The organism is Legionella sp. (assembly GCF_965140895.1).
Classification (GTDB): Bacteria; Pseudomonadota; Gammaproteobacteria; order Legionellales; family Legionellaceae; genus Legionella.
Map to the genome: position 1 here is coordinate 1 of NZ_CBCSKT010000162.1, position 26,091 is coordinate 26,091.

The window sequence follows — 26,091 nt, forward strand, 5'->3', positions numbered from 1 at the left end:
CCATGGCGGTCAGACGGTTTTCCATATTCATTTACATTTACTAGGTGGCCGTAGCATGACTTGGCCTCCAGGTTAGGAATTTTTATTATGAAAGAACTTTATGAGCAGCTACTAACGGAACTAGGAGAGGATATAACTCGCGAAGGATTGGTAGATACGCCAGAACGCGCAGCAAATGCGATGCGCTATTTAACTAAAGGCTACCATGAAGATATTGATGAGATCATTAATGGTGCGCTCTTTGACTCAGAAATGAGTGAAATGGTTATTGTTAAAGACGTTGAGATGTATTCGATGTGTGAGCATCACCTGCTGCCATTTTTGGGCAAGTGCCATGTCGGTTATATTCCCAATGGAAAAGTAATTGGTCTATCAAAAATTGCGCGCGTTGTTGATTTTTTTGCTCGCCGTCTGCAAATTCAAGAACGTTTAACGTCAGAAATAGCTCATTGTATTGAATCAATTACTGGCGCACGAGGAGTTGCTGTTGTTGTAGAAGCAAAACATTTGTGCATGATGATGCGTGGCGTTGAAAAGCAAAATTCAGTGATGAGCACCTCCGTGATGCTCGGCGAGATGCGTACTTGCGCCACTAGCCGTGCTGAATTTTTAAGGCTAATTCAGAAAACGAATTAAGATCAGACGCATTTACCTCCCTTGATATTCTCATTTTGTAAACATTCGCCATCTATGTAAATTTCGTCATTACGAGGAACGTAGTGACGAAACCAGAAGTTCGAAGCACAGAACCCTGGGTTGCTTCACTACGCTCGTAATGACGACGGTTTATTTAATTTAAAAATTTATACACTCAGCGACATTTTGGGCATAAAAAAACCCGTATTGCGAATCGTCAATACGGGTTTCGAATTATTCGATGCTAAGAAGTATATTATTCTTCTTCAGACGCATCAGTACCAAGATTAGCAACTTCAGCATTTTCTTCTGCAACAGCAGGAGCAGCTACCGCTTCAGGAGCTTGGGGCTTGTCTTTCCACTCCAGCTTAACTCGGCCTTGCTTATCAATACCAGCAACGAATACAGAGATTTCTTGACCTTCTTGCAGAACATCTTCAACTTTTTGTGCTCTATCAGCGCAAATTTGTGAAATATGTAATAAACCATCCTTTCCTGGTAACAAGTTAATGAAGGCTCCAAAATCAACGATCTTGCTTACTTTACCATGATAGGTTTCACCAACTTCAACCTCCGCTATCAGTGCTTTAATTTGCTTTTGAGCTTCTTCTAACGCCAGCATGTCAGGAGAGAATAATTGCACCAAACCGGTATCATCGATATCAATAGAAACACCTGTGCTATCAATTAAACCTTTGATTGTCGCACCACCTTTACCAATAATGGTACGAATTTTATCTTCCGCAACTTTCATGGTAGTGATTCGTGGAGCATGTTGAGATAGCTCTTCGCGGTGTTCTGCTAAAGCATTATTCATTACACCTAGAATATGGATACGTCCTGCTAAAGCTTGCTCAAGCGCTTGTTCCATAATTTCGTTGGTGATACCTGTAATTTTGATATCCATTTGTAATGCAGTAATACCTTGTTCTGTTCCGGCAACTTTGAAGTCCATGTCACCTAAGTGGTCTTCATCACCTAAGATATCGGTTAATACAGCAAAACGGTCGCCTTCTTTAATTAAGCCCATCGCAACACCTGCAACTGGAGCTTTTAAAGGAACGCCCGCATCCATCAAGGCTAAACTGGTTCCACAAACAGTTGCCATAGAACTTGAGCCATTAGACTCAGTAATTTCAGATACCACGCGTAAAACGTAAGGGAATTCATTTGCTGCAGGCAATACAGCCATTAAAGCACGTTTTGCCAAACGACCATGGCCAATTTCACGACGCTTTGGACTACCAACCATACCTGTTTCACCAACAGAATAAGGAGGGAAGTTATAGTGCAGCATAAAGCGATCTTTAGATTCGACATTAATGCCATCAAGCATTTGCGCATCACGCTCATTACCTAAAGTTGCTACTACAATTGCCTGGGTTTCGCCACGGGTAAATAACGCTGAACCGTGAGTTCTATCCAAGAATTTGGTACGAATGGCAATAGGACGTACGGTCTTTTGGTCACGACCATCAATACGAGGTTCACCATCAAGAATACGATTACGCACTGTAGCGCGTTCTAAATCAACAAACATGTTTCCGATAACGTCAGTTTTTAATTCTTCATTTTCAGCTAACAATGCCTTGATAGTTTGTTCTTTTAATTCATCTAAACGCGCATAACGAGCTTGTTTGTCTTTAATCAGATAAGCTGCTTCAACATCGTTTTTCGCGATATCAGAAACACGAGCCTGTAGACTAGTATCGACTTCCGGAGCAGTCCAATCCCAACGTGCTTTGCCAGCTTCTTCAGCGAGCTCTTCAATCATTCTAATCACGCCTTTCATCATTTCATGGCCAAACATAATCGCACCACGCATGACGCCTTCGCTCAATTCTTTCGCTTCAGACTCAACCATTAAAATAGCATCTTTAGTTCCAGCAACAACTAAATCTAATTGAGATTCTTCTAATGTTTTGCGACTTGGATTTAACAGGTAAACCCCATCTTTATAACCAACACGTGCAGCACCAATTGGGCCATTAAAGGGAACACCTGAAATTGCCAACGCGGCTGAAGCACCAATCATCGCAAGAATATCTGAAGAAACTTCAGGATTTAGAGAAAGAACAGTCGCGATTATTTGTACTTCATTGGTAAATGCATCTGGGAAGAGCGGGCGAATTGGTCTATCAATTAGGCGAGAAATTAAAGTTTCATTGTCGCTAGGTCGGCCTTCGCGCTTATTAAAGCCACCAGGAATTTTTCCTACGGCATAGAATTTTTCTTGATAATTCACTGTAAGAGGAAAAAATCCATTTCCTTCACCGCCCTCTTTTTTACCAACCGCAGTAACTAAAACTTGAGTACCATTCATACTGACTAATACAGCACCATCAGCTTGTCGCGCAATTTCACCGGTTTCAAGAACTAGGGTATGGTCACCAAATGCCATCTCTTTTCTAATTTTAGCCACGGTATATTCCTCTTTGATAATTATAACGAAAAAAAGGCGCAGAAGTGTGCGCCTTTAATTAAAACTATTCTGGTTAAACGCACCTCTAGTAAGGTGCATCGATTCAATAATCAATAAGAATCTCTTAACTCTAATTTTTGAATCAATGTTTGATAACGACCTTGATCGTTACTTTTCAGATACTTCAATAGCTTACGACGTTTGTTTACTAATGCTTGTAAACCACGACGAGAATGAAAATCTTTTTTGTGTTCTTTAAAGTGGTCCGTCAAATACTTGATACGACTTGTAATTAAAGAAACTTGAACTTCTGGCGAACCTGTATCTTTATCGGCACGCTTGAATTCATTAACGATTGCTGCTTTATCCGCGCTATTTAGCGACATTATACACTCCTGGAACTACTAAATATTCATTCAAAGGCGAGCATTCTACCAAGGCATACCAAACGAAACAAGTGTTGTAAATTATTTTGTGCAAAAAAAACCATACTTAGGCATGAATTTTTACAATCAAACTAAAAAGCCAACAATCTTTTCGCTCTCAACTCACCTTCAGCATTTAACTCACCTAAACCAACAAATTGTGATTGTTCATCATAAAGACGAACACAATTTACCCCATCTACATCTAATTGCTTGCTAACTACCCGACCTTGTCGGATGGCTAAAATATCATTTTCTGAAAGTATTATCTGCTTTAAATAATCTACTGCTTTATCTAGAGGAATAAGACAAGCTTTTCGCTCATCCAAGGACATCTGCTCCAAATCCTCCAAAGTATACATCGGCATCTCATTGAGACCAGATGTATAAAGGCGATGCAAACGTGTTACATGAGCACCAACCCCTAATGCATCACCTATATCTTCGACTAAATTACGAATATAGGTTCCCTTGCTGCAGTTAACAGTCAAGGAAAACTGTGCCCCATCAAATGCATCCAATTGCAACTGACTGATAAAAATATCACGCGGCTTACGCTCAACCTCTATTCCCTCTCGAGCTAAACGGTATAAAGGCCTGCCCTGATGTTTTAAGGCAGAGTACATAGAGGGAGTCTGTTTTATATGCCCTCTATATTGCGCTAATACAGTCGTAAGCTGTTCCTGCGATACACTACACATCTCGGTATACGCGATTACTCGCCCGGTTGAATCAGACGAATCGGTTTTAATTCCGAGCATTGCGGTTGTTTCATAACATTTATCTGCATCAAGCAGAAATTGACAAACCTTTGTTGCCTCTCCGAAGCATAATGGTAACATACCTGTAGCTAAGGGATCTAAGCTGCCGGTATGTCCTGCTTTTTTTGCTCCCAATAAATGCTTAGCCTTTTGCAAGGCTTTATTGGAAGACATTCCTCCTGATTTATTAAGCAATAAAATTCCATTGATTACTGGAGTCAACTCAGTTTTCTTCATTATCATCAGTGGCAGGAGGGTTTGCTTCATCAATTAAACGGCTTAGGCGCTGCCCATATTCTATTGATTCATCATAAACAAAATGTAACTGAGGTACCGTGCGTAAAGTAATACTACGCGCCAAAGCACTGCGCAGATAACTTGCGGCTGCATTGAGAATAGTCTCAACCAGCTTTTTATCATTATTCAGCACGGTGAAGTAAACCTTTGCATGAGCTAAATCTGCAGCAACCTTTACTGCAGAAATAGTCACAATACCATTTAAGCGTGGATCTTTTACCTCTAAAGGAATGATCTGCGCTAATTTTCGCTGAATCATTTCAGCAACACGATCTGTACGTTTAAAATTTTGAGCCATAATTATAAATCACGCTTAATTTCAACAGTTTCATATACTTCAATAAGGTCGCCAGGCTTCACGTCATTGTAGTTTTTAACCCCAATACCACATTCAAATCCTTGACGAACTTCTAATACGTCATCTTTAAAGCGTCTTAATGACTCTAATGTTCCTTCGTAAATAACAACGTTGGCACGGAGTACACGAATTGGGTTATTACGTTTAATTACGCCTTCAATAACCATACAACCAGCAATAGCACCGATTTTTGGTGACTTGAATACATCACGCACTTCGGCAGTACCAATAATCTCTTCTTTGAATTGTGGGGCTAACATTCCTGTTAACGCACCTTTAATTTGGTCCACAATGTCGTAAATAACACTGTAATAATGAAGAGTTATTGATTCTTGTTCCGCTAAACGCTTGGCAGTTGCATCAGCACGAACGTTAAAGCCAATCAATAAAGCACTTGATGCGATTGCCAAATGAACATCTGACTCAGTAATACCACCTACGCCATTAGAAATAACCGCTACTTTAACTTCATCATTCGATAATTTAACCAAGGCATCAGAAATAGCTTCCACCGAACCTTGTACATCTGCCTTAAGCACAATATTCAATACTTTAGACTCAGCAGCAGTCATGTTTTCCATGATACCTTCTAAAGTAGACTTTTGGCGTCGTGCAAGCTTCACATCACGGAACTTACCTTGGCGGAAGAGAGCTACTTCACGTGCTTTCTTCTCATCAGGAACCACTACAGCCTCATCCCCTGCATGAGGAATCGCTGATAAACCTAATACTTCCACTGGAATTGAAGGACCAGCACTGTTCACCATATCGCCATTATCGCCGACTAATGCACGTACACGACCATATTGGAAACCAGCAAGAATAATATCGCCCTTATGTAAGGTTCCACTTTGAACTAATACGGTAGCAACTGGACCACGTCCCTTATCTAAGCGAGACTCAATGACCACACCTTTAGCAGCACCATCAGTCAACGCAGTTAATTCTAAAACCTCTGATTGCAACAGAATTGCATCAAGTAGCTCGTCAATACCTGTACCTGCTTTAGCAGAGATATTAATAAACATGGTATCGCCACCCCAAGCTTCCGGAATTACTTCATGAACAGATAATTCATTCATAACTCGGTCTGGATCAGCACCTTGTTTATCAATTTTGTTAACCGCAACAATAATAGGCACTTTAGCCGCCTTAGCATGCTGAATTGCTTCAATGGTTTGTGGCTTAACGCCATCATCTGCGGCAACAATCAAAATAACGATGTCAGTAACTTGGGCACCACGCGCACGCATTGCAGTAAATGCCGCGTGACCAGGGGTATCTAAGAAGGTAATGTCCCCTTTCGGTGTACTTACGTGATACGCGCCAATGTGCTGAGTAATACCGCCGGCCTCACCAGAAGCCACTTTGGTTCGGCGAATGTAGTCAAGTAGCGAGGTTTTACCATGGTCAACGTGACCCATAATAGTTACGACTGGAGCACGAGCTTCCGTATTACTACCTTTGGTGATTGCTTCACCGAGTCCAACTTCAATCGCATCTTCATTAATTACGCGTGGCTTATGCCCCATTTCTTCAACCACAATTACGGCTGTTTCCTGGTCAATAACCTGGTTGATGGTTGCCATAGCTCCTAAAGTCATCATGATTTTAATCACTTCAGCAGCTTTAACTGACATTCGTTTTGCCAATTCTGCAACAGTAATAGTCTCAGGAATTAATACTTCACGTACAACTGGGGCTGTTGGCAATGCAAAACCATGCGTTAAGGTTTCTTCTGCTTCACGGTATTTATCTGATTTTTCAGAACCCTTACGCTTTTTAAATTTGCTACGTCCAGTACCACGTCGATGCGAATCATCGTCATCATCGCTACTACGATCATAAGAGGTTTGATATTTTGTTTTTTTCTTAGCTTTCTTGTATTCAGTTGATTCTGAATCCGTAGTTGTAGGTTCAACATGTTTCTTTTTAGCAGATTTATCGCCTTTGACTTCTTCTTTTATCGCAACTTCTGCAATTTTTTCCAGTTCAGTAGGTGTATCTAATTCATCAACAATTACAGGCACTTCAGCAACTTCTTCTTCGGCTTGTGGTTCTTGGTCAACCATAGCAGCTTCTGCCTGGCCTTCTTCTTTGACTTCGGGTGCTGCGTGCACAACGTCAGACGTTGATTCAGCAACAGATGTCTCTGTAATTGCTTCGCTAGGAACGGATTCATCAGTAACTGCTATTTCAATTGGCTCTTCAGCTTCTGGTTGCTCAACGAGTGTACTGCGTTTGACAAAAACCTTTTTCTTACGAACTTCGACATGAACTGTTTTACCACTATGAGTATCATGGCCAACAGTAACTTGAGACGTACTTTTACGCCTTAAAGTAATACGCTCTGGCGCAACATTAGTATCACGCACAGAGCTACTCTTTAAATGATTAAGTAAGATACGCTTTTGTTCCTCATTCACAGTCTGTTGATCATCAGTAAAAGATAATCCTGCTTCCTGTAACTGGTTCAATAAGCGTTCAACCGGAATACCAACGACTTGAGCTAATTGTTTAACCGTCACATCCGCCATATTTTAATCCCCTTTCAGCAGCCTATGATGTATTCATTACGAATGAACATAACTGCGTTCTGAAACACGTTAGTTTATTAATGCTTTGCCAAATGGTGCAAAGCATAGGTATATACCCAAGATACTTGGGTATATATGGTTTTATAAAAACCATGGTTCTCTGGCTTTCATAATTAAAGCGCCAGCTTTTTCTTCAGTCATCCCTTCCATTTCTAATAATTCATCTACAGATTGTTCTGCTAAATCTTCCATAGATGTTATACCGCGCTCTGCCAATTTGTTAGCAAGCTCTTCAGACATACCTTCCATATTTAATAAAGATTCATCAGGACTACCCGCTAATCCCTTACCAGAAGAAAGCGCCATAGTCAACAAATTATCATTTGCTCTATTTCTTAGCTCTTCAACAATTTCTTCGTCGAATTCATCGATCGCTAAGAGCTCGTCTTTAGGTACATAAGCAACTTCTTCCAGAGAGGAGAAACCATGTGCTACTAGTAATGTAGCAATTTCTTCATCTATTTCCAGCGCAGAAGTAAATAATTTTACGATCTTGCTCGACTCTTCTAAGTTCTTATTTTCAAATTCGTCAGTAGTCATCACGTTTAAAGTCCAACCAGTTAATTGGCTGGCTAAACGTACGTTTTGACCATTTCGGCCAATTGCCTGTGATAATTGATCTTTCTCTACCGCTAAATCCATAGTATGAGTATCTTCATCAACAACAATTGAAGAGATGTCCGCAGGAGCCATGGCATTAATCACTAGTTGTGCAGGATTATCATCCCAAAGGATAATATCAACACGCTCTCCGCCTAGCTCACTGGAAACAGCTTGTACTCGCGCTCCGCGCATACCAACACATGCGCCAATAGCGTCAATACGTCCATCATTAGTCTTAACGGCGATTTTAGCTCTATTTCCTACATCGCGAGCGGCAGCCTTAACTTCAATCACATTTTCGCCAATTTCAGGAACTTCAATGCGAAACAATTCGATTAACATTTCGTTACGTGTACGGCTAACGTACAATTGTGGACCACGTGCTTGTGGAGTAATTTCATACAAATAAGCACGTACTCTATCATTAGGACGAAACATTTCATGAGGTAACATTTCTGTACGTGGTAAGAAAGCTTCAGCTTTACCACCTAAATCGATAATTATATTGTCACGAGTTACTTTTTTGACAGTACCATAAATCAATTGACCTAATTTGCCCTTAAACTGATCTATGACTAAATCACGTTCAGCTTCTCTAACTTTTTGCATAATAACCTGGCGAGCAGCTTGTGCTTCAATCCGTCCAAATTCAATTGAGGGGATTGATTCTTCAATTCGTCCACCAACGGCAACCTCTGGGTTGCGCTTTTGTGCCTCTTCTAAGGTTATCTGATGCTCAGTGAATTCTAAATCTTCAGGCTCAACTACATCCCAGTATCTAAAAGTTTCATATTCACCAGTACGTGGATCGAGCTTAATTCTAACGCCTATATCTAATCCAAAGATTTTTCGAGTAGCAGACTCCAATGCGGCCTGAATGGCAAGGATGATAACGTCTTTACTTACGCCTCTTTCATTTGATAACGCCTCAGCAACTAATAACAATTCTTTGCTCATTGTTCGCCTCTCTATACTGTCAAATACGCCTTTACAATATTTGAAAAAAGTAATTCATGCTCTTCGCCATCGATATTCAGTACAACTGAATTGTCAGACACTGAAACGATTGTACCTACCAATTTACGCTGTTTATTAACTGGTTTAAAAGTTTTCACCTGGACTGGTTGCCCCAGATAACGTAGATACTGCCAACCTTTAAATAAAGGTCTGGGTATACCGGGTGATGATACTTCTAAACTATAGTTACCTGGAATAGGATCTTCTACATCGAGCAAGGCACTTACTTGGTGGCTCACATCTTGGCAGTCTTCGATTCCAATCCCTTCTGCTTTATCTATATATATGCGTAATAAAGAATGTTTACCTTGGGCAAGGTATTCACATCCCCAAAATTCATAACCCATATCATTTACAGTAGGAGCCAATAGCTGTTCGAGTTCGTCTTGAATCATAATATTAACAAACAAAAAAAAAGGGCGCATACGCCCAAGCCTGTTAAGTATTAACCTGGATTCGCAAAATAGCCCGAATTAAAAATATCCCTAAGAAAAACAGTTGCATCGACTGCAATCACTGCTACAGAGGATTTTAAAACTTTTTCCAGGGTAATAAAAAACCCCATAAAAGGGGCCTTAAAAAGTGGTAGCGGGGGCAGGATTTGAACCTACGACCTTCGGGTTATGAGCCCGACGAGCTACCATGCTGCTCCACCCCGCGTCAACTGAAAAGAAGTATACTGATATTTTTCTCTCTTAGCAAGTACTTTTAACAAAGTTTGTGAATTAATTAACAAATGCGTTAATACAGCTAACAATTAATGCCCCTGGAAAAATACCCAAATACAGCAAAGACAAGCAATTCAATGACAATACTGTGGCACTTCCTTTATTAATAATTAGCGGTTCACTATGTACCGGCTTATCAAAATACATCAGCTTAACAATACGAATATAATAGTACGCACCCACTACAGCAAAGAGTAAACCAAGGATTGCAACCCAAGTCATTTGCACATCAACTAAAGCTTTCAATACCAGTAGCTTGGTAATAAAACCAACTGTTGGTGGTACACCTGCCATTGAGAACATCGTAATTAACATCATAAAGGCTAACCAAGGATTTCTTTTATTTAAGCCTTTGAGATCGTCAACATTATCAATTTCCATCCCATGACTGGACATTAGAACGATTAAGCCAAATGCAGCAGCAGAAGTAATTGAATAAACTAAAATGTAATAAAGTGCAGCTGAATAGCCTGCGGCACTTGCGGCCAAAATACCAAACAAGGCATAACCGATGTGTGATATTGCTGAATATGACAGCAGACGTTTTAAACTTGTTTGTACCACTGCGAATAGATTGCCTAAACCCGTAGAGAGTAATGCAACCACCAACAAAATTTGCTGCCACTGTGCAGTAATATCCACAAAACCAATCGTTAAAAATCGGAATGCCATTCCTAAAGCCGCAACCTTAGGTGCTGCACTAATAAATAGGGTCACTGAAGTTGGCGCACCTTGATAAACATCTGGAGCCCACATATGGAATGGGACGGCTGCGAGTTTGAAACAAACACCAGCTAAAATGAAAACCAGAGCAAAGGCTAATAAAGCTTCTTGGTGCTGCCAGTTTGCAGCAATTTCGTTTGCTACCTCTAACAAATCAAGTTTACCTGTCGCTCCATAAATCAACGAAATACCATAAAGCAACATAGCGGATGCGATAGCTCCCATAACAAAATACTTCATCGCAGCCTCTGAGGCATCGCTATCAGTACGCCGAATTGCGGTCATTGCGTAAAGTGGCAGTGACATTAACTCTAAACCAAGATAAATCGATAAAAGAGAGTGGGCTGAAACTAAGATCATCATTCCTAAAGTTGAAAATAACCCTAGAACATAATAATCCCCTGAAGGCATTTGCCGCTCATCAATATAGTTGCGCGAGTAAATAAAACTCAATAAAACCGTGAGGTAAATAAAGAATTTCATTAAATGAGCAACATCATCACTGATAAACATCCCATTTAGAGTAATTACTTTATTAGCGCCTATATAAAGGAAACTAATTCCAGCAGCAGCAATTAAGCCCATGCAGGAAATGATAAACGCTACAGAGCGAACTTTATGCCGTAAGAATAAATCAGCAAGCAATGCAAGGCCCGCTGTGGCTAATATAACCATCTCTGGTAGCGCGACATGAATATTTTCAAATAATGCGATCATATTAATTAACCTTGCGTATTACAATTTTGTTTGGCTGGCTAGTGCCAGAGTATGACTTACTGTCTGGTGTATGTACTCAAGCATTGGCTTAGGATACACCCCCATAGCAATAACCATCAGAGCTAATAACACGTATGCACTTAACTCATAGATTGATAGGTCTTTTAATGCAGCAACTTTATCATTCGCCACTTTGCCAAAAATAACGCGCTTATACATCCAAAGATTGTATGCAGCAGCAGTCATTAACGTAGTTGCTGCCCAGAAAGTGATCCAGAATCCAGCTTTCATCGAACCAACAATTACCATGAACTCACCAACAAAGCCTGAGGTTCCTGGTAACCCTGCATTTGCCATACAAAACAGCATGAAAAATGAAGCAAAAATAGGCATGGTATTCACGATACCGCCAAAGTCTGTTAAGCGACGTGTATGCATACGGTCATAAATAAAACCAACCCCGGCAAACATTCCGCTAGAAACAAAGGCATGTGAAATCATTACCACAATCGCGCCTTCTAAAATAAGCCCAGCATTACTTAATCCAGTTTGTTTGGCAATACTGAAAATCGCAAAACAACCTAGAGTTACAAACCCCATATGCGAAATGGATGAGTAGGCAATCAAACGCTTCATATCCTTTTGCACAATTGCCACTAAAGCAATGTACACCACCGCAATCAAGGATAAGGCAATCATCACACCAGAATATTTGCTACAGGCGTCTGGCACGATTGGCAAGGAAAAGCGAATAAATCCATACGCTCCAAGTTTCAGTAGGATTGCCGCTAAAACGATAGAGCCTCCTGCTGGTGCTTCAGTATGCGCATCAGGTAACCAGGTATGAACCGGAAACATCGGAATTTTAATCGCAAAACCGAGGAAAAACGCAATGAAAATCAAAGTTTGCGCAGTCATACTCAGTTTAATTGCATAGAATGCTTCTATATTAAAGGTCCCGGCAATATAACCCATATATAAGAAACTACCGAGCATCAATACCGAACCAAAGAAGGTATAGAGGAAGAACTTAATCGCAGCATAGACTCGATTCTCAGAACCCCAAATACCTATGATTAAGTACATAGGTATCAGTGTTGCTTCCCAGAATATATAGAATAGGATTGAGTCCAGTGCAGAGAAGACTCCAACTAATAAGCCCTGCATAATTAAAAATGCAGCCAAATATTGCGGCACTCTACTGGTAATACTTTCCCATGTAGCAAGTATCACCACTAAATTAGTGAAGATACTTAGCACTATGAGTAATAATGACAAACCATCAATACCAAGGCTGTAGCTAATACCAAGAGAAGGCATCCAAGGAAACTCTTCCAAATATTGCATCCCTAAGGCTTTAGTATCAAAACCGCCAACTAAAGGCACACAAAGCAGTAGACAGAGCACCACCGTGAATAAAGCCAAATAGCGTGCATTGTTAGGGTTACGATCATCTCCCGCAAGAAGAACAAAAACACCGCCTAATATTGGCAACCAAACTAGCAAATTGAGCAAATAATGCATACCCTCACCTTATATTCAGCCTAGTATCAACCAGCACAAGAATCCGAGTAATCCAAGAACCATAACTGTTGCATAGTGATTTAGATAACCACTTTGTATGGCTCGACCTTTACTGGAAAACCATCTAATCAGTCGACTACTACCATTAACTACCACTCCATCAATTAACCCTTGATCACCAACACTATAAAAAGCATTGCCTAGACCTTTGGTACCTTTTACAAAGACCAGGTTATTAAAGGCATCAAATCCATACTTATTCATAAGAAGCTTATAAATAAGTTTCAAATGACGAGCCATGTAACCAGGAATAGATGGAACAGCAATATAGCAAACCCAGGCAATAGCAATACCTGTTATTGTAATCCAGAAAGTAAGTGATGAAACTGAGTGAATCATACTTGCGAAAGGAGATGTAACTTCATGAGCGAGTTCGGCCATAACATTATGCTCAGGAAGTACAAATAATGAGGAACCTAATAAAGTTGGCTTATCAAATAACATAGGCATATACAATACATAACCTAAAATTACAGACGGAACAGCTAAGACAACTAAAGGTAACCATACAACCCATGGAGACTCATGCACGTGATCTAAAGTATGTTGATCCATTCGTGGTTTACCATGGAAGGTCATAAAGAGGGATCTAAAGCTGTAAATTGCAGTAACCATCGCGCCGACAACAACACAGAAATAGGCATAACTACTGCCAGGTATTTGTGAAAGTTGTGCTGCTTCAATAATAGTATCTTTCGAGTAGAAACCAGCAAAAGGAGGTACAGCACATAATGCTAAGGTTCCAATAATAAACGTCAGATAAGTGATGGGCATTTTATTCCACAAGCCCCCCATTTTTCGCATGTCTTGCTCATGATGCATTCCGATAATTACCGAACCAGCACCAAGGAATAATAAGGCTTTAAAGCAAGCATGAGTGATCAGATGGAACATCCCTGCACTGTATGCAGAAGCCCCGATACCAACCATCATATATCCCAACTGAGATAAAGTTGAATAAGCTACTACACGCTTAATATCATTCATTACCAAGGCAATAATACCAGTAAAGAGAGCACCAGTAGCACCAATTACCAACACAACAGACAGCGCTGTAGTTGATAATTCAAGCAGCGGTGAAATCCGTGCCAACATAAACACCCCAGCTGTAACCATTGTCGCAGCATGGATTAATGCAGAAATTGGAGTAGGACCTTCCATTGACTCAGGTAACCACACATGTAGAGGAACCTGGGCTGATTTACCCATAGCGCCAACATATAAAGCCAAGCAGGTAACCGTCATCACTGACCAAGGGTGACCATTGAATAACTCAATGTTTTGACTCGCTAAATAATTTGCACTTTGGAATACTGTTGCATAATCAATGCTTCCGGTGTAGGCAAAAACTAAAGCAATCCCGACCACAAATCCAAAGTCCCCTACACGGTTAACCAGGAATGCTTTAAGGCTACCTTCAATTGCCGATTCTTTTTGATACCAGAAACCGATAAGCAGGTAAGAAACTAAACCTACACCCTCCCAACCGAAGAATAACTGTAAGAAGTTATTTGATGTAACTAACATCAACATCATGAAGGTAAAGAGTGAAATATAGCTAAAGAAACGTTGATAACCATCGTCATCCGACATGTAACCAATACTATAAATATGTACTAATAAGGATACAAAATTTACGGTTATCAGCATAACAGCAGTTAGCGGATCGATTAAGAACCCAAGATTAAACTCATAAGGAATTAATGCGCCACCAGTCGCCCAATGATACAGGAGGGTATTTTCTGAAGGCATGGCGCCCGAGAAAATCTGACCAGCAATGTACAGTGACGCAATTAAAGAAACGCTAACACCCAGAATCGTAACTGAGTGTGCTCCAACGCGTCCTATTTGGTTTCGAAAAAAACCAGCGATGGCCGAGCCTGCAAGAGGAGCTAAAACAATTATCAAACACAGTTGTTGTATACTCACAATGTTAACCTTTTAAATGATTCATCTTATCTACGTCGATGTTGCCTCGATTTCTATAAAGCAACATTACTATGGCCAAACCAATCGCCGCTTCAGCAGCAGCAACGGTCAAAATAAAAAAGACAAAAACCTGTCCTCCAATCTCATTAAAATAATGAGAAAACGCAATAAAATTCGTGTTTACTGCAAGTAACATCAGTTCAACACAGATAAGGAGTAAAATGATATTTTTACGATTTAGCATCATTCCAACAAGGCCTAAGCCAAACAAAATCGCACCTAATATCAGGTAATTATTGACCGGTATCATATGGTATTCCCCAATACTTATTTTTCTGCCTTCATAGTAACCAATTCAACTCGATCACTTCTACGAGTCATAATCTGCTGCTTAACATCTTGTCTCTTCGAGTATCTTGCACCACGATGTACTAAAGTAATTGCAGAAACAATCGCAACTAATAAGAGTACTGCGGCAAGCTCAAAAGCCAGGAAATAATCAGTATAAAGAACCATACCTAAGGCTTCAGTGTTAGAAGCTGCAACTAAAATTGGCTCAGGTTTTTGTTGAGATACCTCACTTGATTGAAGCGTGGAAGACGCAACTACTGGCTTAGTCTCAACATTGCTCTTAAGCGTACCCTCTGGTATAGCTTTCATTAACAGTGCAAGGAATAATGCAACGATAATTAAGCCAAATGGAAGATAGCGTTTTAATTGACCTTTTACTGATTCAACATCAATGTTAAGCATCATGACCACAAACAAGAATAAGGTCATTACCGCACCGACATAAACCAGTACTAGAATTAAGGCCAAAAACTCAGCTTCTGCCAATATCCACAGAACTGAACTCGTAAAGAAAGTAAATACGAGAAACAGAACACAACGAACGGGGTTATTTTGAGTAACCGCCAATAATGCAGAACCAACAGTTAAGGCTGCAAAAACATAAAAAACAGATTGAATTAATAAGTCATGCATACATTACCCCATTATCGGTACTTTTCATCAGCAGCTCGGTCTGCTGCAAGTTTTGGTTCCATTAAATCACCCAGAGCCAAAAGTTTTTCTTTGGTCATGATATTCTGGCCGCGCTCACTCACATGATAGTGCTGTATAGGGGTAACAACGATGGAGTCAACAGGACAAGACTCTTCACATAGACCACAGTTAATGCACTTAAATACATCAATGTCATAGCGAGTTGTGCGACGTGAACCATCGTCACGAGGCTCAGACTCAATGGTAATTGCCAATGCAGGACACACTGCTTCACATAATTTACATGCGATGCAACGCTCTTCCCCATTAGGGTAGCGACGAAGCGCTAATAAGCCCCTAAAACGCGGAGAAGTCGGTGTTTGTTCCTCAGGGAACTGTACGGTTATTTTTTTCTTGAAGAAATACCGTACAGTTAGCTTTAAACCCGCCAACAGCTCTATTAAAAGAAAACTTCGGAGGTAATATTTAATATTTTGATATACTTTTTTCATCGGCTTCTCTTTTAACCATCAAAACCAAGGTTTAACCTGAGCAACTACCATTACGGCCGTTACTATAATCCAAACAATGGTAACCGGGATGAGTACTTTCCAACCTAAACGCATAAGTTGGTCATAACGATATCGTGGAAACGTCGCTCTTACCCATAAATAAACAAAGAGGAAAAAGCTGATTTTCGCGAGCAACCACACAAAGCCAGGTACAACGAAGAATATATCTTCTAAAACAGGGATCCCTTCAAACGGAGACATCCAACCGCCTAAGAACATAATACTCAGCATGACCGAAATCAGAATCATGCTCGCGTATTCTGATAAGAAGAATAACGCAAACCCTATTCCTGAATACTCAACGTGGAATCCCGCAACAATTTCTGATTCACCCTCAGCAAGGTCAAAAGGTGCTCTATTTGTTTCTGCAATACCGGCAATCCAAAATACTAAAAATAATGGAAACAAAGGTACAAACCACCAATGAAGCATTCCACCCTTTTGTGAGTTCACAATGTCAGTAAGGTTCATGCTGTTAGCTGCTAATAAAACCCCAACCAATGCAAAACCCATTGCAATCTCATAAGATACCGTCTGTGCGGTACTTCTTAATGCCCCAAACATTGCATATTTAGAGTTAGAGGCCCAACCGGCAATAAGAACCCCATAAACGCCAAGCGAGCTCATTGCAAAAACGTACAATATTCCCGCATTAATGTTCGCAAGCACTATTCCTTCCTGAAAAGGAACCACAGCCCAACCTGCCAAAGCAGGTACCAAAGCAAAAAGTGGTGCGATAATGAAAAGATACTTATTTGATCTCGTTGGAATAATAATTTCTTTCGTGATCAATTTAATCAAGTCAGCTATTGGCTGCAGTAAACCTTTCACCCCAACTCGGTTAGGACCAATACGCAATTGAATGTAACCAATAACCTTGCGCTCTGCATAAATTAAATATGCAACACACAATAGTAATGGAACTACAATTACGAGTATCTTAAGAACAACCCAAATTAATATGCTAATATCATGCAGCATTTTCTTACCTGCCTAGCGCTTAATAGTTATTGCAGCAAATGAATGACCCAAATCGACTGTTTCAGGCATCGCGTTTGCTACCCATACAACATCTGCCGCAACGCGCTCATCACGTTTAAGCGGCAATGTTATCTCAATATCTCCCTGAGATACAGTAGCAATTTCATCTAATTGCAATCGATCGGCTGTTGTAGGATTCATACGTATGCATGCGACATCAGCAGCAGCACATAATTGCAGCTCTTTAGCATTTCTTACAATTGAATCAACACGATACAAAGGCCACTCACCTACACGAATCAAAGATTCATTGATCAACGGTAAGCTCTCAGGATAATAAGGGGTATAGTCTTGCTCTACAGTGATTGCAGCAACCGCTTTAATCTCAGATAAAACATCTTCTGTTGAGGTATATTGAAAATCTTTGCACTGGAACAAGTTACCTAAGACGCGTAACACTTTCCAAGCAGGTCGAGCTTGGTCGTGCGGAGGCAAGGCTCCTTTCACACTTTGCCAGGTATTATCAATATTGATGTATGTACCAGAGGTTTCAGCATAAGGTGCAATCGGTAAAATTACATCTGCATAATCGTGCATTGATTCATGATTATAAGCAGACATTAAGACTACAAACTCAGCCGCAAGCATTGATTGGCGCGCGCCATAAGGATTTGCAAAATCAAAACCAGGCTCAACGCCCATCAATACGTATGCTTTTAACTTAGCATTCAGTGCTGCGTGTACATCCAAACCAGCTTTTGAATCAGCCTTACCAGCAACGGTTCTATGAGGAACCATACCAGCCATCCATGCACCAGCTGTATTAGCACCTTGGGTTAAGCGAACCACTTTGGCACCACTTAATTTTTCAATCAAATGAATCATGGTACGGATTAAGGCTGCTTCAGGGTGATTTTCACAAAGAGCGCCCGTAATTAAGCACGCTTTTTCTTCTTTAAGCGCCAGGGCTAGACCGTCTACTGCAGCATCGGTATTCAAACCAATTAATAGTTTTTGTACTTCTTCGGGCAATGCTTTTGCATCATCGGCAAGTGCGTTAAGCAATTTAGCCAATTGCATTGGCATTTCTAATGGAGGAACGATGAAGCGCTCTTGAACATCAAAATGATAATCATAATCCACGGAGTTAATGGCATAAACTTTAGCGCCATTACGGAATGCCTTACGCACTCGCACCCCAGCTAATGGAACTTCACGTTCAATGTTAGAGCCAACTAACACGATCGTGTGTTGATTTTCGATCTCGGCATACGCTAATGAGCTTACTGGAGTTGTTGCTTGGTTTTCTTGATCTTTAAAATCAACTTGCTGTAAACGGTGATCCAAATTATGCACATCAAGTTCGCGCATTAATTTTTGTAATAAGTAAAGCTCTTCTAATGAAGAAGAACTGGATGCGAATGCAGCAACTTGTTCGCCGCCATTTTGTTTAATTACTCGGCTTAAACCATCAGCAGTAAATTTTAAGGCAGTTTCCCAGTCAACTTCTTCCCATTGGCCGTTGCGCTTGATTTGTGGTTTGCTTGCTCTATACTCACTTTTTAGTCCTAAATAACTAAATCGATCGCGGTCAGACAACCAGGTTTCGTTAATTGACTCGTTTTCTTTAGGAACAACACGCATTAATTCGTTTCTGCGTGTATGGACAAATACGTTAGAACCTAAGCAATCGTGTGGCGCTAAGCTATCGTATTGAGACATTTCCCACGCTCTTGCAGTAAAACGATAGGGTTTTGATGTTAGCGCGCCAACTGGACATAAATCAATAATGTTGCCAGAAACCTCGGACTTCATGCTGTGTTGCACGTAAGTTCCGATTTGCATTCTTTCACCGCGTCCAGTAGCACCTAGCTCACGTACACCAGCAATTTCATCACCAAAACGCACACAGCGAGTACAGTGGATGCAACGAGTCATTTCTGTTGCGATCAGTGCACCTAAATCATCATCATTAACTGAACGTTTACTTTCAGTGTAGGTTGATTCGTCAGCACCAAATCCCATAGAGACATCTTGCAATTCGCACTCACCACCTTGATCGCATATTGGACAATCCAATGGATGGTTGATCAGCAAAAATTCCATTACTGCTTTTTGCGAGTAAAGGGCTTGTTCTGATTTGGTAAATACTTTCATGCCATTAGTAATTGGTGTAGCGCAAGCAGGAACTGGCTTTCTGCCATTTTCTACTTCAACTAAGCACATACGGCAGTTTGCGGCTACAGAAAGTTTTTTATGATAGCAAAAACGAGGAATATGAATACCGGCTTCATCAGCAACTTCGATGATCATTTTACCGTTTTCTGCTTCAAATGTTTTACCGTCGATTTCAATAGTAGTTGTCATGGTTAAAACCTTCTAATTATGCTGCGACGATCGAGCGTTTATGCTTAATGAAGTAATCAAATTCATGATAAAAGTGCTTAACGAAACTTTGTACAGGCCAAGCTGCTGCTTCCCCTAATGCACAAATAGTTCGTCCTTCGATATTGTCAGCAACATTGACTAATTTCTCTATATCACCAGGCTTTCCATGGCCATCTTTGATTCGGTGTAATAAGCGTACTAACCAACCCGTACCTTCACGGCAAGGTGTACACTGACCACAAGATTCATCCATATAAAATTCTGAGATTCGATATAAAGCATCGACCATACAGGTTGTTTCATCCATAATGATTACAGCCCCTGAACCCAATCCAGAGCCTGCTTTTTGGATGCTGTCGTAGTCCATATCCAACCCCATCATCACATCACCTGGTAAAACCGGCATGGATGAGCCACCAGGAATCACTGCTTTGATTTTGCGATTATGAAGTACGCCACCAGCAAGTTCCAATAGGGTCTTAAATGGAGTACCTAGTGGGATTTCAAAATTGCCAGGCTTATTCACATGGCCACTAACGCTAAAGCACTTAGTCCCACCATTATTAGGTTTGCCAAGTTTTAAGAACCACTCGCCACCTTTTTCCATAATTACAGGAACAGAAGCAAAAGTTTCTGTGTTGTTAATGGTTGTAGGTTTGCCATATAAACCATAATTCGCAGGGAATGGTGGTTTAAAACGTGGCTGTCCTTTCTTACCTTCTAATGAATTAAGTAAAGCTGTTTCTTCACCACAAATATATGCACCAGCACCTAAATGATTGTATAAATCGAAATCGACACCAGAACCTAAAATATTTTTTCCTAATAAGCCAGCTGCATAAGCTTCTTTTAAGGCAGCTTCCGTGTGCTCATAAGGTAACCAGAATTCACCACGAATGTAGTTATAACCAACCGTTGCACCCATCACATATCCAGCAATCGCCATGCCTTCAATTAGCTGGTGTGGATTTAAAGCTAATATTTCACGGTCTTTACAGGTACCTGGCTCACCTTCGTCCGAATTACATACAACATATTTCTGTACGGGAGAGTTACGATTCATAAAACTCCACTTTAATCCGGTAGGGAAACCCGCACCACCACGGCCTCGCAATGCGGATGTTTTTAATTCATCAATAATTAATTGGGGAGAAGTTTGCTCTTTTAATATCTTTCTCCAGGCACTGTATCCACCAACACGTTCATAAGCAGATAGAGTCCAAGGCTCTGGTAAATGAACTGTTCGGTAACAAACTTGATTTAATTCGACCACGGCAACCACCTCTATCTTTTATTCGTATTGGCCTAACACTTTATCTATCGACTCAGGAGTCAGATTCTCGTGATAATCTTTATCTACCTGCATCATTGGTGCATTAACACACGCACCTAAGCATTCAACAGACCGTAAAGTAAAACGGCCATCATCTGTAGTTTCACCTAACTTGATCCCTAATTTGTTTTCCAGGTGGTCAACCACACCAGCAGAACCACGTAACATACAAGAGATGTTGGTGCACACATTCAGTAAGTGTTTTCCAACAGGTTTATGCTCATACATGGTATAGAAGCTTGCTACTTCATATACTGCAATGGCAGGCATTTCAAGATAATTAGCTACTGCATCCATCAATTCTGGAGATAAATGATTATGCTCTTCTTGAACAATTCTTAAAGCACTCATTACTGCAGACTGCTTTTGATCTTGAGGATATTTTGCTATCCAATGATCAATATCTTGCATGCGTTCTTTCGATATCAATTGATTTAATATTTTTGCTGAATTATCAGACATATCTAAACCTTTATTTCATGTGTACAAACAATAAATCCTGGTCACCGTTCTCTTGCGCCCAGGCTATGTTTAATACATTACACTAGTGTAAATTCGATATAATGTTTTTACATCGAACTGAATTTATGTTGATCTAACGATCAATTTCACCAAACACGATATCCTGACTTGCCAAAATAGCCACACCATCTGCAAGCATATGTCCTCTTACCATTTCATCAAAACTTGATAAATGCGCGAATCCAGGAGCACGAATTTTCAGTCGGTACGGTTTATTAGCGCCATCTGATACCATATAAATACCAAACTCGCCTTTTGGCGCTTCAACAGCGCTATATACTTCTCCACGAGGCAAACAAAAGCCTTCAGTGAATAATTTGAAATGATGAATTAAGGCTTCCATGTCGTGCTTCATTTCAACACGTCGTGGTGGTGTAATCTTATGATCATCAAGACGAACCGGTCCTGGATTTTTTCTTAGCCATTCGACGCATTGTCTAATAATTCGATTTGATTGTCTTAATTCTTCGACTCGAACCAAATAACGGTCATAACAATCTCCAGTTTTACCCACTGGTACATCAAAATCGACTTGGTCATAAACAGCATAGTTTTGCTTTTTACGCAGATCCCAAGCAATACCTGAGCCACGTAGCATTGGGCCGGTAAAGCCCCACTGCAAGGCTTGCTCTGGAGAAACAACACCAATATCTACTGTACGTTGTTTCCAAATTCTATTGTCGGTCAATAAGGTTTCATATTCATCAACGCAACGTGGGAAGCGCTCTGTAAACGCCCAAATAAAATCAAGTAAGGTACCGCTGCGGTCTTGATTCATTTTGTCTACTTCACGATCACTGTGCCATCTTGAAGCTTTATATTGAGCCATGGTATCAGGTAAATCACGAGCAACACCACCTGGTCTGTAGTAGGTAGCATGCATACGCGCACCAGATACAGCTTCATAGCAGTCAAATAAATCTTCGCGCTCTCTGAAGCAATATAGGAATACGGTCATTGCACCAATATCTAGCGCGATCGCACCTAACCATAAAAGGTGGTTTAACACACGAGTGATTTCATCAAACAGGGTACGGATGTATTGCGCTCTTAACGGTGCTTCAATACCTAACAGCTTTTCTATGGAACGAACATAGGCATGTTCATTACACATCATGGATACGTAATCGAGGCGATCCATATAGCCAATGTTTTGTATGTATGGTTTTGTTTCCGCTAATTTTTCTGTTGCACGGTGCAATAAGCCAATATGTGGATCAGCACGAACAATAGTCTCACCTTCCAGCTCTAACACCAAACGCAAAACCCCATGGGCTGCGGGATGCTGTGGACCAAAATTTAACGTGTAATTCTTTAATTCAATCATTATTCGCCGCCCTTCTCATTAACTGTATAACGGTTATCATTACGAATAACCTTAGGCACCAATACTCTTGGCACTATATCAACAGGTGCGTAAATAACTTTTTGTAATTTTGCATCGTAGCGCATTTCAACCTCGCCACTTAGAGGGAAATCTTTACGGAATGGATGTCCAATAAAACCATAGTCAGTCAAAATACGTCTTAAATCCGGATGCCCATCAAATAAAACACCATACAAATCGTAGGCTTCGCGTTCAAACCAGTTAGCGCCTTTCCAAAGATGATGCACTGAAGGAATAATTAGATTTTTTTCATCAAGGAACACTTTAACGCGTAGGCGATGATTTTTTTGTGTTGAAAGCAGGTGATAAACTACGGCAAAACGTGGCTTATTTAGTGCATAGGCTTTAGCATCTTGGCGTTCTACACCACGAGAAAACCCCTTTTCTGTAGCAGAATCAGTTTCCCAATCGTATTCACCATAAAGTAGATAGTCTACTGCACAAAGGTCTATAAGTTGATCAAATGAAAAAGCACAAACATCACGCAATTCCATCATTAATGTTTTTACGTTAGCAACATCACATTCAACGGTTACTTCGTCAAATGCTACACTCACGTCGTTGATATGACTCGCTAACTCAGTCTTTAGTCTTTCAACCAAATAATCATTCTTTGTCATCTAATTTGCACCTTTGATGATCTTACGCTTCTAATATGTTTTTACGTCTGATTTTATTCTGTAATTGAATAATCCCGTAAAGCAGTGCTTCAGCGGTTGGCGGACATCCTGGAACATAAACATCAACAGGAACAATCCGATCACATCCACGAACGACTGAATAAGAATAGTGATAATAACCACCACCATTGGCACATGAACCCATGGAAATAACCCAACGTGGTTCAGGCATCTGATCATAAACTTTGCGTAAAGCAGGAGCCATCTTATTACATAAGGTCCCCGCAACTATCATGACATCTGCTTGACGTGGACTTGGACGAAAAATAATACCAAACCGGTCCAAATCATAACGCGCAGCACCAACATGCATCATCTCGACTGCACAGCATGCCAAACCAAAAGTCATAGGCCACATAGAACCACTACGCGCCCATCCAACAAGTTTGTCGACCGAAGTCGTTACAAAGCCACTTTTTTGCAATTCTGCAACCGCCATAGCTAGCCTCTAAGCAGTTAAATATTAATAAAAACATTCGTAACGTCTCAATAGTTTTTTTGATTTAGTAAATAATCTCAAAAATTAAAACTACTGTTTATGAAATACTTACTTTAATCAAGCAACAACAGAGAAGTTACGATTCGTTAAGCTTTTTGTCACGCTTTTAAAATTATTCCCACTCTAACGCGCCACGCTTCCATTCATAAATAAAGCCAATGACCAATAAACCGAGAAATAACATCATTCCGAAAAATCCAAACCATCCAATTTTGCGTAAGGCTAAAGCCCAAGGAAAGAAAAATGCGGTTTCTAAATCAAATATGATAAATAGTATTGCTACCAGATAGAAACGCACATCAAAAGGCAAATGAGAATTTTCAAATGCGCCAAAGCCACACTCGTACGGTGCGTTTTTAGCTGCATCAGGACTATGTTTTGAAAGCAGGGCACCAGCTCCCAACATCACCAGACCAAGAACTAATCCGATGATTATGAATACAAGAACGGGTAAGTATTGAGATAGCATTATGTCACCTTGCTCGATTAAATGGTGCCGAAGGCCGGACTCGAACCGGCACGGCTTACGCCACCGCCCCCTCAAGACGGCGTGTCTACCAATTCCACCACTTCGGCAATTCTTATTATTAGGCTTTGTCTACCGTCCAATTTACTGAAAGGCAAACACCCCAAGTGTTTTATTCTTTCTTATCACTTTTGCTGTTATCAACAGGTACTGGAATAGAGTTCACAGGTACGCTTGTTTGTTGAGGAGCAGCTAGCTGTTCTGTTTTGTGATATTGTACAGATACCATGTAAGACAGCAATAGACTAGTTACAAAAAATGTTAACGCCAAACCACCGGTTAATTTAAATAAAAAACTACCAGTTCCCTGACTACCAAATAGTGTATTTGATGCACCAGAACCAAAAGCTGCGCCTATATCAGCACCTTTACCATGTTGAATAAGAACAAGGCCGATTACGACCATTGCTACTAACACATGTATAACTAATATTAATTGATACATTTCACTATTTCCACAAACTGTTTTGCATTTAACGATGCTCCACCTACTAGTCCACCATCAACATCGGGCATAGCAAATAAAGCCGCGGCATTATTTTCATTTACACTACCTCCGTAGAGGATAGATAAACGCTCAGCATCATCACGATTAATATCGCTAACCAGTTTCCTGATAAACTGGTGCACTTCTTGTGCCTCATCAGTTGATGCAGTTTTTCCTGTGCCTATAGCCCAAACAGGCTCATAAGCTATTACACAGTTTTGAAAGCAATTATTGTTATTTTCACTTACGGCCAGAATTTGCCTGGCAATTACTTGTTCTGTGTGTCTATTTTCACGCTCTTCCAGCGTTTCACCAACGCAAAGAACAGGTATCATATCATGTTCTTTAACATGGTGGAATTTTTGTGCCACAAATTTTTCATCTTCTTGAAAAATATGTCTTCTTTCAGAATGCCCAACTAAAACATAACGGCAATTAAACTCTTTTAACATCGGACCGGAAAGCTCGCCGGTGAAGGCACCAGAATCTTTTGGATATACATTCTGTGCTCCGAGTTTAATGCTGCTCTTCGCAAGTAGTTCATTAACTTGCGGTATGTAAATTGCGGGAGGCATAATTGCTACATGAAGCGTATCGTCAGAGCTTAACATTTCCTTGAGCTGATTCGTTAATTGAATCACTTGCTGTAATTGGCCATTCATCTTCCAGTTACCAGCAACTATTTTATGCCTCATGTGCTGTCCTCTCGCGTTCAACTGCGCGACTATACCCAAACTAGGTAAAGATGTGTAGTCTTATTGTTGTTTTTTTATAAAAAAAGAGGTTTATTGCCAATTAATGCTTGATATCGTGCAGGTTGAATCTTCATATTGCACAACTGCCCATCATTAAGCAGCACATTGAGCGTGTTTTGTTTCAAGGAGGATTGAAATCCTTTAAGGAAAACCTGGTCGCAAGCAACCAGGTTAGATAAT

The 26,091-nt window shown here is 40.4% G+C and carries 24 protein-coding genes, 2 tRNA genes and 2 pseudogenes; 2 read left to right on the top strand and 26 right to left on the bottom strand.

What is annotated here, in order from left to right; translation table 11 throughout:
• Positions 1-76: HIT domain-containing protein (locus ACQY7T_RS14250; protein WP_428414234.1), on the top strand; the 76-nt coding region annotated here is incomplete at its 5' end.
• Positions 77-87: 11 nt separating this feature from the next.
• Positions 88-636, top strand: coding sequence for a GTP cyclohydrolase I FolE (gene folE / locus ACQY7T_RS14255; RefSeq protein ID WP_428414203.1), 549 nt, complete (start codon positions 88-90; stop codon positions 634-636).
• Positions 637-892: 256 nt separating this feature from the next.
• Here the strand turns inward: folE and pnp are convergent, their stop codons facing one another.
• From pnp to tpiA, 26 genes and pseudogenes are all read right to left on the bottom strand, one after another.
• Positions 893-3,058 (bottom strand): polyribonucleotide nucleotidyltransferase, encoded by a 2,166-nt coding sequence (gene pnp / locus ACQY7T_RS14260; protein WP_428414204.1) that lies wholly within the window; start codon positions 3,056-3,058, stop codon positions 893-895.
• Positions 3,059-3,168: 110 nt separating this feature from the next.
• Positions 3,169-3,444, bottom strand: a complete 276-nt coding sequence (gene rpsO, locus ACQY7T_RS14265; RefSeq protein ID WP_428414205.1) for a 30S ribosomal protein S15 — start codon at positions 3,442-3,444, stop codon at positions 3,169-3,171.
• Between the two features lie 131 nt (positions 3,445-3,575).
• Positions 3,576-4,481, bottom strand: a complete 906-nt coding sequence (truB, locus tag ACQY7T_RS14270) for a tRNA pseudouridine(55) synthase TruB (protein ID WP_428414206.1) — start codon at positions 4,479-4,481, stop codon at positions 3,576-3,578.
• A complete protein-coding gene (gene rbfA, locus ACQY7T_RS14275) occupies positions 4,468-4,839 on the bottom strand; it encodes a 30S ribosome-binding factor RbfA (protein WP_428414207.1) in 372 nt (123 codons plus the stop codon). The genes truB and rbfA overlap by 14 nt, the downstream gene beginning before the upstream one ends.
• A gap of 2 nt (positions 4,840-4,841) precedes the next feature.
• Positions 4,842-6,872, bottom strand: a pseudogene (gene infB, locus ACQY7T_RS14280) (translation initiation factor IF-2); the annotation flags it as partial.
• Between the two features lie 221 nt (positions 6,873-7,093).
• Positions 7,094-7,436, bottom strand: a pseudogene (locus ACQY7T_RS14285) (translation initiation factor IF-2 associated domain-containing protein); the annotation flags it as partial.
• A 141-nt stretch (positions 7,437-7,577) separates the two neighbouring features.
• Positions 7,578-9,056: a transcription termination factor NusA gene (gene nusA, locus ACQY7T_RS14290; RefSeq protein ID WP_428414208.1), complete on the bottom strand. Its 1,479-nt coding sequence runs from the start codon at positions 9,054-9,056 to the stop codon at positions 7,578-7,580.
• Positions 9,057-9,067: 11 nt separating this feature from the next.
• Positions 9,068-9,511: a ribosome maturation factor RimP gene (gene rimP, locus ACQY7T_RS14295; protein ID WP_428414209.1), complete on the bottom strand. Its 444-nt coding sequence runs from the start codon at positions 9,509-9,511 to the stop codon at positions 9,068-9,070.
• Positions 9,512-9,699: 188 nt separating this feature from the next.
• Positions 9,700-9,776, bottom strand: a tRNA-Met gene (locus ACQY7T_RS14300).
• A gap of 65 nt (positions 9,777-9,841) precedes the next feature.
• Positions 9,842-11,284 carry an NADH-quinone oxidoreductase subunit NuoN gene (nuoN, locus tag ACQY7T_RS14305; protein ID WP_428414210.1) on the bottom strand — a complete coding sequence of 481 codons (1,443 nt, stop codon included), beginning with the start codon at positions 11,282-11,284 and terminating at the stop codon, positions 9,842-9,844.
• An 18-nt stretch (positions 11,285-11,302) separates the two neighbouring features.
• Positions 11,303-12,808, bottom strand: a complete 1,506-nt coding sequence (locus tag ACQY7T_RS14310; protein WP_428414211.1) for a complex I subunit 4 family protein — start codon at positions 12,806-12,808, stop codon at positions 11,303-11,305.
• A gap of 15 nt (positions 12,809-12,823) precedes the next feature.
• A complete protein-coding gene (gene nuoL / locus ACQY7T_RS14315) occupies positions 12,824-14,797 on the bottom strand; it encodes an NADH-quinone oxidoreductase subunit L (protein WP_428414212.1) in 1,974 nt (657 codons plus the stop codon).
• A gap of 4 nt (positions 14,798-14,801) precedes the next feature.
• The gene (gene nuoK / locus ACQY7T_RS14320) at positions 14,802-15,107 is read right to left on the bottom strand and encodes an NADH-quinone oxidoreductase subunit NuoK (protein WP_428414213.1); all 306 of its coding nucleotides are present in this window, start codon (positions 15,105-15,107) and stop codon (positions 14,802-14,804) included.
• 17 nt (positions 15,108-15,124) lie between these two features.
• The gene (locus ACQY7T_RS14325; protein ID WP_428414215.1) at positions 15,125-15,781 is read right to left on the bottom strand and encodes an NADH-quinone oxidoreductase subunit J; all 657 of its coding nucleotides are present in this window, start codon (positions 15,779-15,781) and stop codon (positions 15,125-15,127) included.
• Positions 15,782-15,792: 11 nt separating this feature from the next.
• Positions 15,793-16,293: an NADH-quinone oxidoreductase subunit NuoI gene (gene nuoI, locus ACQY7T_RS14330; RefSeq protein ID WP_428414216.1), complete on the bottom strand. Its 501-nt coding sequence runs from the start codon at positions 16,291-16,293 to the stop codon at positions 15,793-15,795.
• A gap of 18 nt (positions 16,294-16,311) precedes the next feature.
• Entirely contained in the window at positions 16,312-17,334 is a 1,023-nt protein-coding gene (gene nuoH, locus ACQY7T_RS14335; RefSeq protein WP_428414217.1) for an NADH-quinone oxidoreductase subunit NuoH, read from the bottom strand.
• A 12-nt stretch (positions 17,335-17,346) separates the two neighbouring features.
• Positions 17,347-19,701 carry an NADH-quinone oxidoreductase subunit NuoG gene (nuoG, locus tag ACQY7T_RS14340; protein WP_428414218.1) on the bottom strand — a complete coding sequence of 785 codons (2,355 nt, stop codon included), beginning with the start codon at positions 19,699-19,701 and terminating at the stop codon, positions 17,347-17,349.
• Positions 19,702-19,717: 16 nt separating this feature from the next.
• On the bottom strand, positions 19,718-20,995 hold the full coding sequence (gene nuoF / locus ACQY7T_RS14345; protein ID WP_428414219.1) for an NADH-quinone oxidoreductase subunit NuoF: 1,278 nt from the start codon (positions 20,993-20,995) through the stop codon (positions 19,718-19,720).
• Between the two features lie 18 nt (positions 20,996-21,013).
• Positions 21,014-21,517, bottom strand: coding sequence for an NADH-quinone oxidoreductase subunit NuoE (gene nuoE / locus ACQY7T_RS14350; protein ID WP_428414220.1), 504 nt, complete (start codon positions 21,515-21,517; stop codon positions 21,014-21,016).
• Positions 21,518-21,650: 133 nt separating this feature from the next.
• Positions 21,651-22,904, bottom strand: coding sequence for an NADH-quinone oxidoreductase subunit D (locus ACQY7T_RS14355; RefSeq protein WP_428414221.1), 1,254 nt, complete (start codon positions 22,902-22,904; stop codon positions 21,651-21,653).
• Positions 22,904-23,584 (bottom strand): NADH-quinone oxidoreductase subunit C, encoded by a 681-nt coding sequence (locus tag ACQY7T_RS14360; protein WP_428414222.1) that lies wholly within the window; start codon positions 23,582-23,584, stop codon positions 22,904-22,906. The genes ACQY7T_RS14355 and ACQY7T_RS14360 overlap by 1 nt, the downstream gene beginning before the upstream one ends.
• A gap of 22 nt (positions 23,585-23,606) precedes the next feature.
• Positions 23,607-24,083: a NuoB/complex I 20 kDa subunit family protein gene (locus ACQY7T_RS14365; protein ID WP_428414223.1), complete on the bottom strand. Its 477-nt coding sequence runs from the start codon at positions 24,081-24,083 to the stop codon at positions 23,607-23,609.
• Positions 24,084-24,255: 172 nt separating this feature from the next.
• Positions 24,256-24,612: an NADH-quinone oxidoreductase subunit A gene (locus ACQY7T_RS14370; protein ID WP_133136492.1), complete on the bottom strand. Its 357-nt coding sequence runs from the start codon at positions 24,610-24,612 to the stop codon at positions 24,256-24,258.
• 22 nt (positions 24,613-24,634) lie between these two features.
• Positions 24,635-24,719, bottom strand: a tRNA-Leu gene (locus ACQY7T_RS14375).
• 62 nt (positions 24,720-24,781) lie between these two features.
• Positions 24,782-25,114 carry a preprotein translocase subunit SecG gene (secG, locus tag ACQY7T_RS14380; RefSeq protein WP_428414224.1) on the bottom strand — a complete coding sequence of 111 codons (333 nt, stop codon included), beginning with the start codon at positions 25,112-25,114 and terminating at the stop codon, positions 24,782-24,784.
• The gene (gene tpiA / locus ACQY7T_RS14385; protein ID WP_428414225.1) at positions 25,102-25,851 is read right to left on the bottom strand and encodes a triose-phosphate isomerase; all 750 of its coding nucleotides are present in this window, start codon (positions 25,849-25,851) and stop codon (positions 25,102-25,104) included. The genes secG and tpiA overlap by 13 nt, the downstream gene beginning before the upstream one ends.
• Positions 25,852-26,091: the final 240 nt, after the last annotated feature.

What these genes read in the sequence shown, in the direction of transcription:
- nuoE (WP_428414220.1), bottom strand. Translation starts at nt 21,517, where the DNA reads ATGTCTGATAATTCAGCAAAAATATTAAATCAATTGATATCGAAAGAA.
- ACQY7T_RS14325 (WP_428414215.1), bottom strand. Translation starts at nt 15,781, where the DNA reads ATGCATGACTTATTAATTCAATCTGTTTTTTATGTTTTTGCAGCCTTA.
- secG (WP_428414224.1), bottom strand. Translation starts at nt 25,114, where the DNA reads ATGTATCAATTAATATTAGTTATACATGTGTTAGTAGCAATGGTCGTA.
- nuoK (WP_428414213.1), bottom strand. Translation starts at nt 15,107, where the DNA reads ATGATACCGGTCAATAATTACCTGATATTAGGTGCGATTTTGTTTGGC.
- ACQY7T_RS14365 (WP_428414223.1), bottom strand. Translation starts at nt 24,083, where the DNA reads ATGGCGGTTGCAGAATTGCAAAAAAGTGGCTTTGTAACGACTTCGGTC.
- tpiA (WP_428414225.1), bottom strand. Translation starts at nt 25,851, where the DNA reads ATGAGGCATAAAATAGTTGCTGGTAACTGGAAGATGAATGGCCAATTA.
- nuoH (WP_428414217.1), bottom strand. Translation starts at nt 17,334, where the DNA reads ATGCTGCATGATATTAGCATATTAATTTGGGTTGTTCTTAAGATACTC.
- nuoG (WP_428414218.1), bottom strand. Translation starts at nt 19,701, where the DNA reads ATGACAACTACTATTGAAATCGACGGTAAAACATTTGAAGCAGAAAAC.
- nuoN (WP_428414210.1), bottom strand. Translation starts at nt 11,284, where the DNA reads ATGATCGCATTATTTGAAAATATTCATGTCGCGCTACCAGAGATGGTT.
- rpsO (WP_428414205.1), bottom strand. Translation starts at nt 3,444, where the DNA reads ATGTCGCTAAATAGCGCGGATAAAGCAGCAATCGTTAATGAATTCAAG.
- truB (WP_428414206.1), bottom strand. Translation starts at nt 4,481, where the DNA reads ATGAAGAAAACTGAGTTGACTCCAGTAATCAATGGAATTTTATTGCTT.
- ACQY7T_RS14360 (WP_428414222.1), bottom strand. Translation starts at nt 23,584, where the DNA reads ATGACAAAGAATGATTATTTGGTTGAAAGACTAAAGACTGAGTTAGCG.
- nusA (WP_428414208.1), bottom strand. Translation starts at nt 9,056, where the DNA reads ATGAGCAAAGAATTGTTATTAGTTGCTGAGGCGTTATCAAATGAAAGA.
- ACQY7T_RS14355 (WP_428414221.1), bottom strand. Translation starts at nt 22,904, where the DNA reads ATGATTGAATTAAAGAATTACACGTTAAATTTTGGTCCACAGCATCCC.
- ACQY7T_RS14370 (WP_133136492.1), bottom strand. Translation starts at nt 24,612, where the DNA reads ATGCTATCTCAATACTTACCCGTTCTTGTATTCATAATCATCGGATTA.
- folE (WP_428414203.1), top strand. Translation starts at nt 88, where the DNA reads ATGAAAGAACTTTATGAGCAGCTACTAACGGAACTAGGAGAGGATATA.
- nuoI (WP_428414216.1), bottom strand. Translation starts at nt 16,293, where the DNA reads ATGAAAAAAGTATATCAAAATATTAAATATTACCTCCGAAGTTTTCTT.
- ACQY7T_RS14310 (WP_428414211.1), bottom strand. Translation starts at nt 12,808, where the DNA reads ATGCATTATTTGCTCAATTTGCTAGTTTGGTTGCCAATATTAGGCGGT.
- rimP (WP_428414209.1), bottom strand. Translation starts at nt 9,511, where the DNA reads ATGATTCAAGACGAACTCGAACAGCTATTGGCTCCTACTGTAAATGAT.
- rbfA (WP_428414207.1), bottom strand. Translation starts at nt 4,839, where the DNA reads ATGGCTCAAAATTTTAAACGTACAGATCGTGTTGCTGAAATGATTCAG.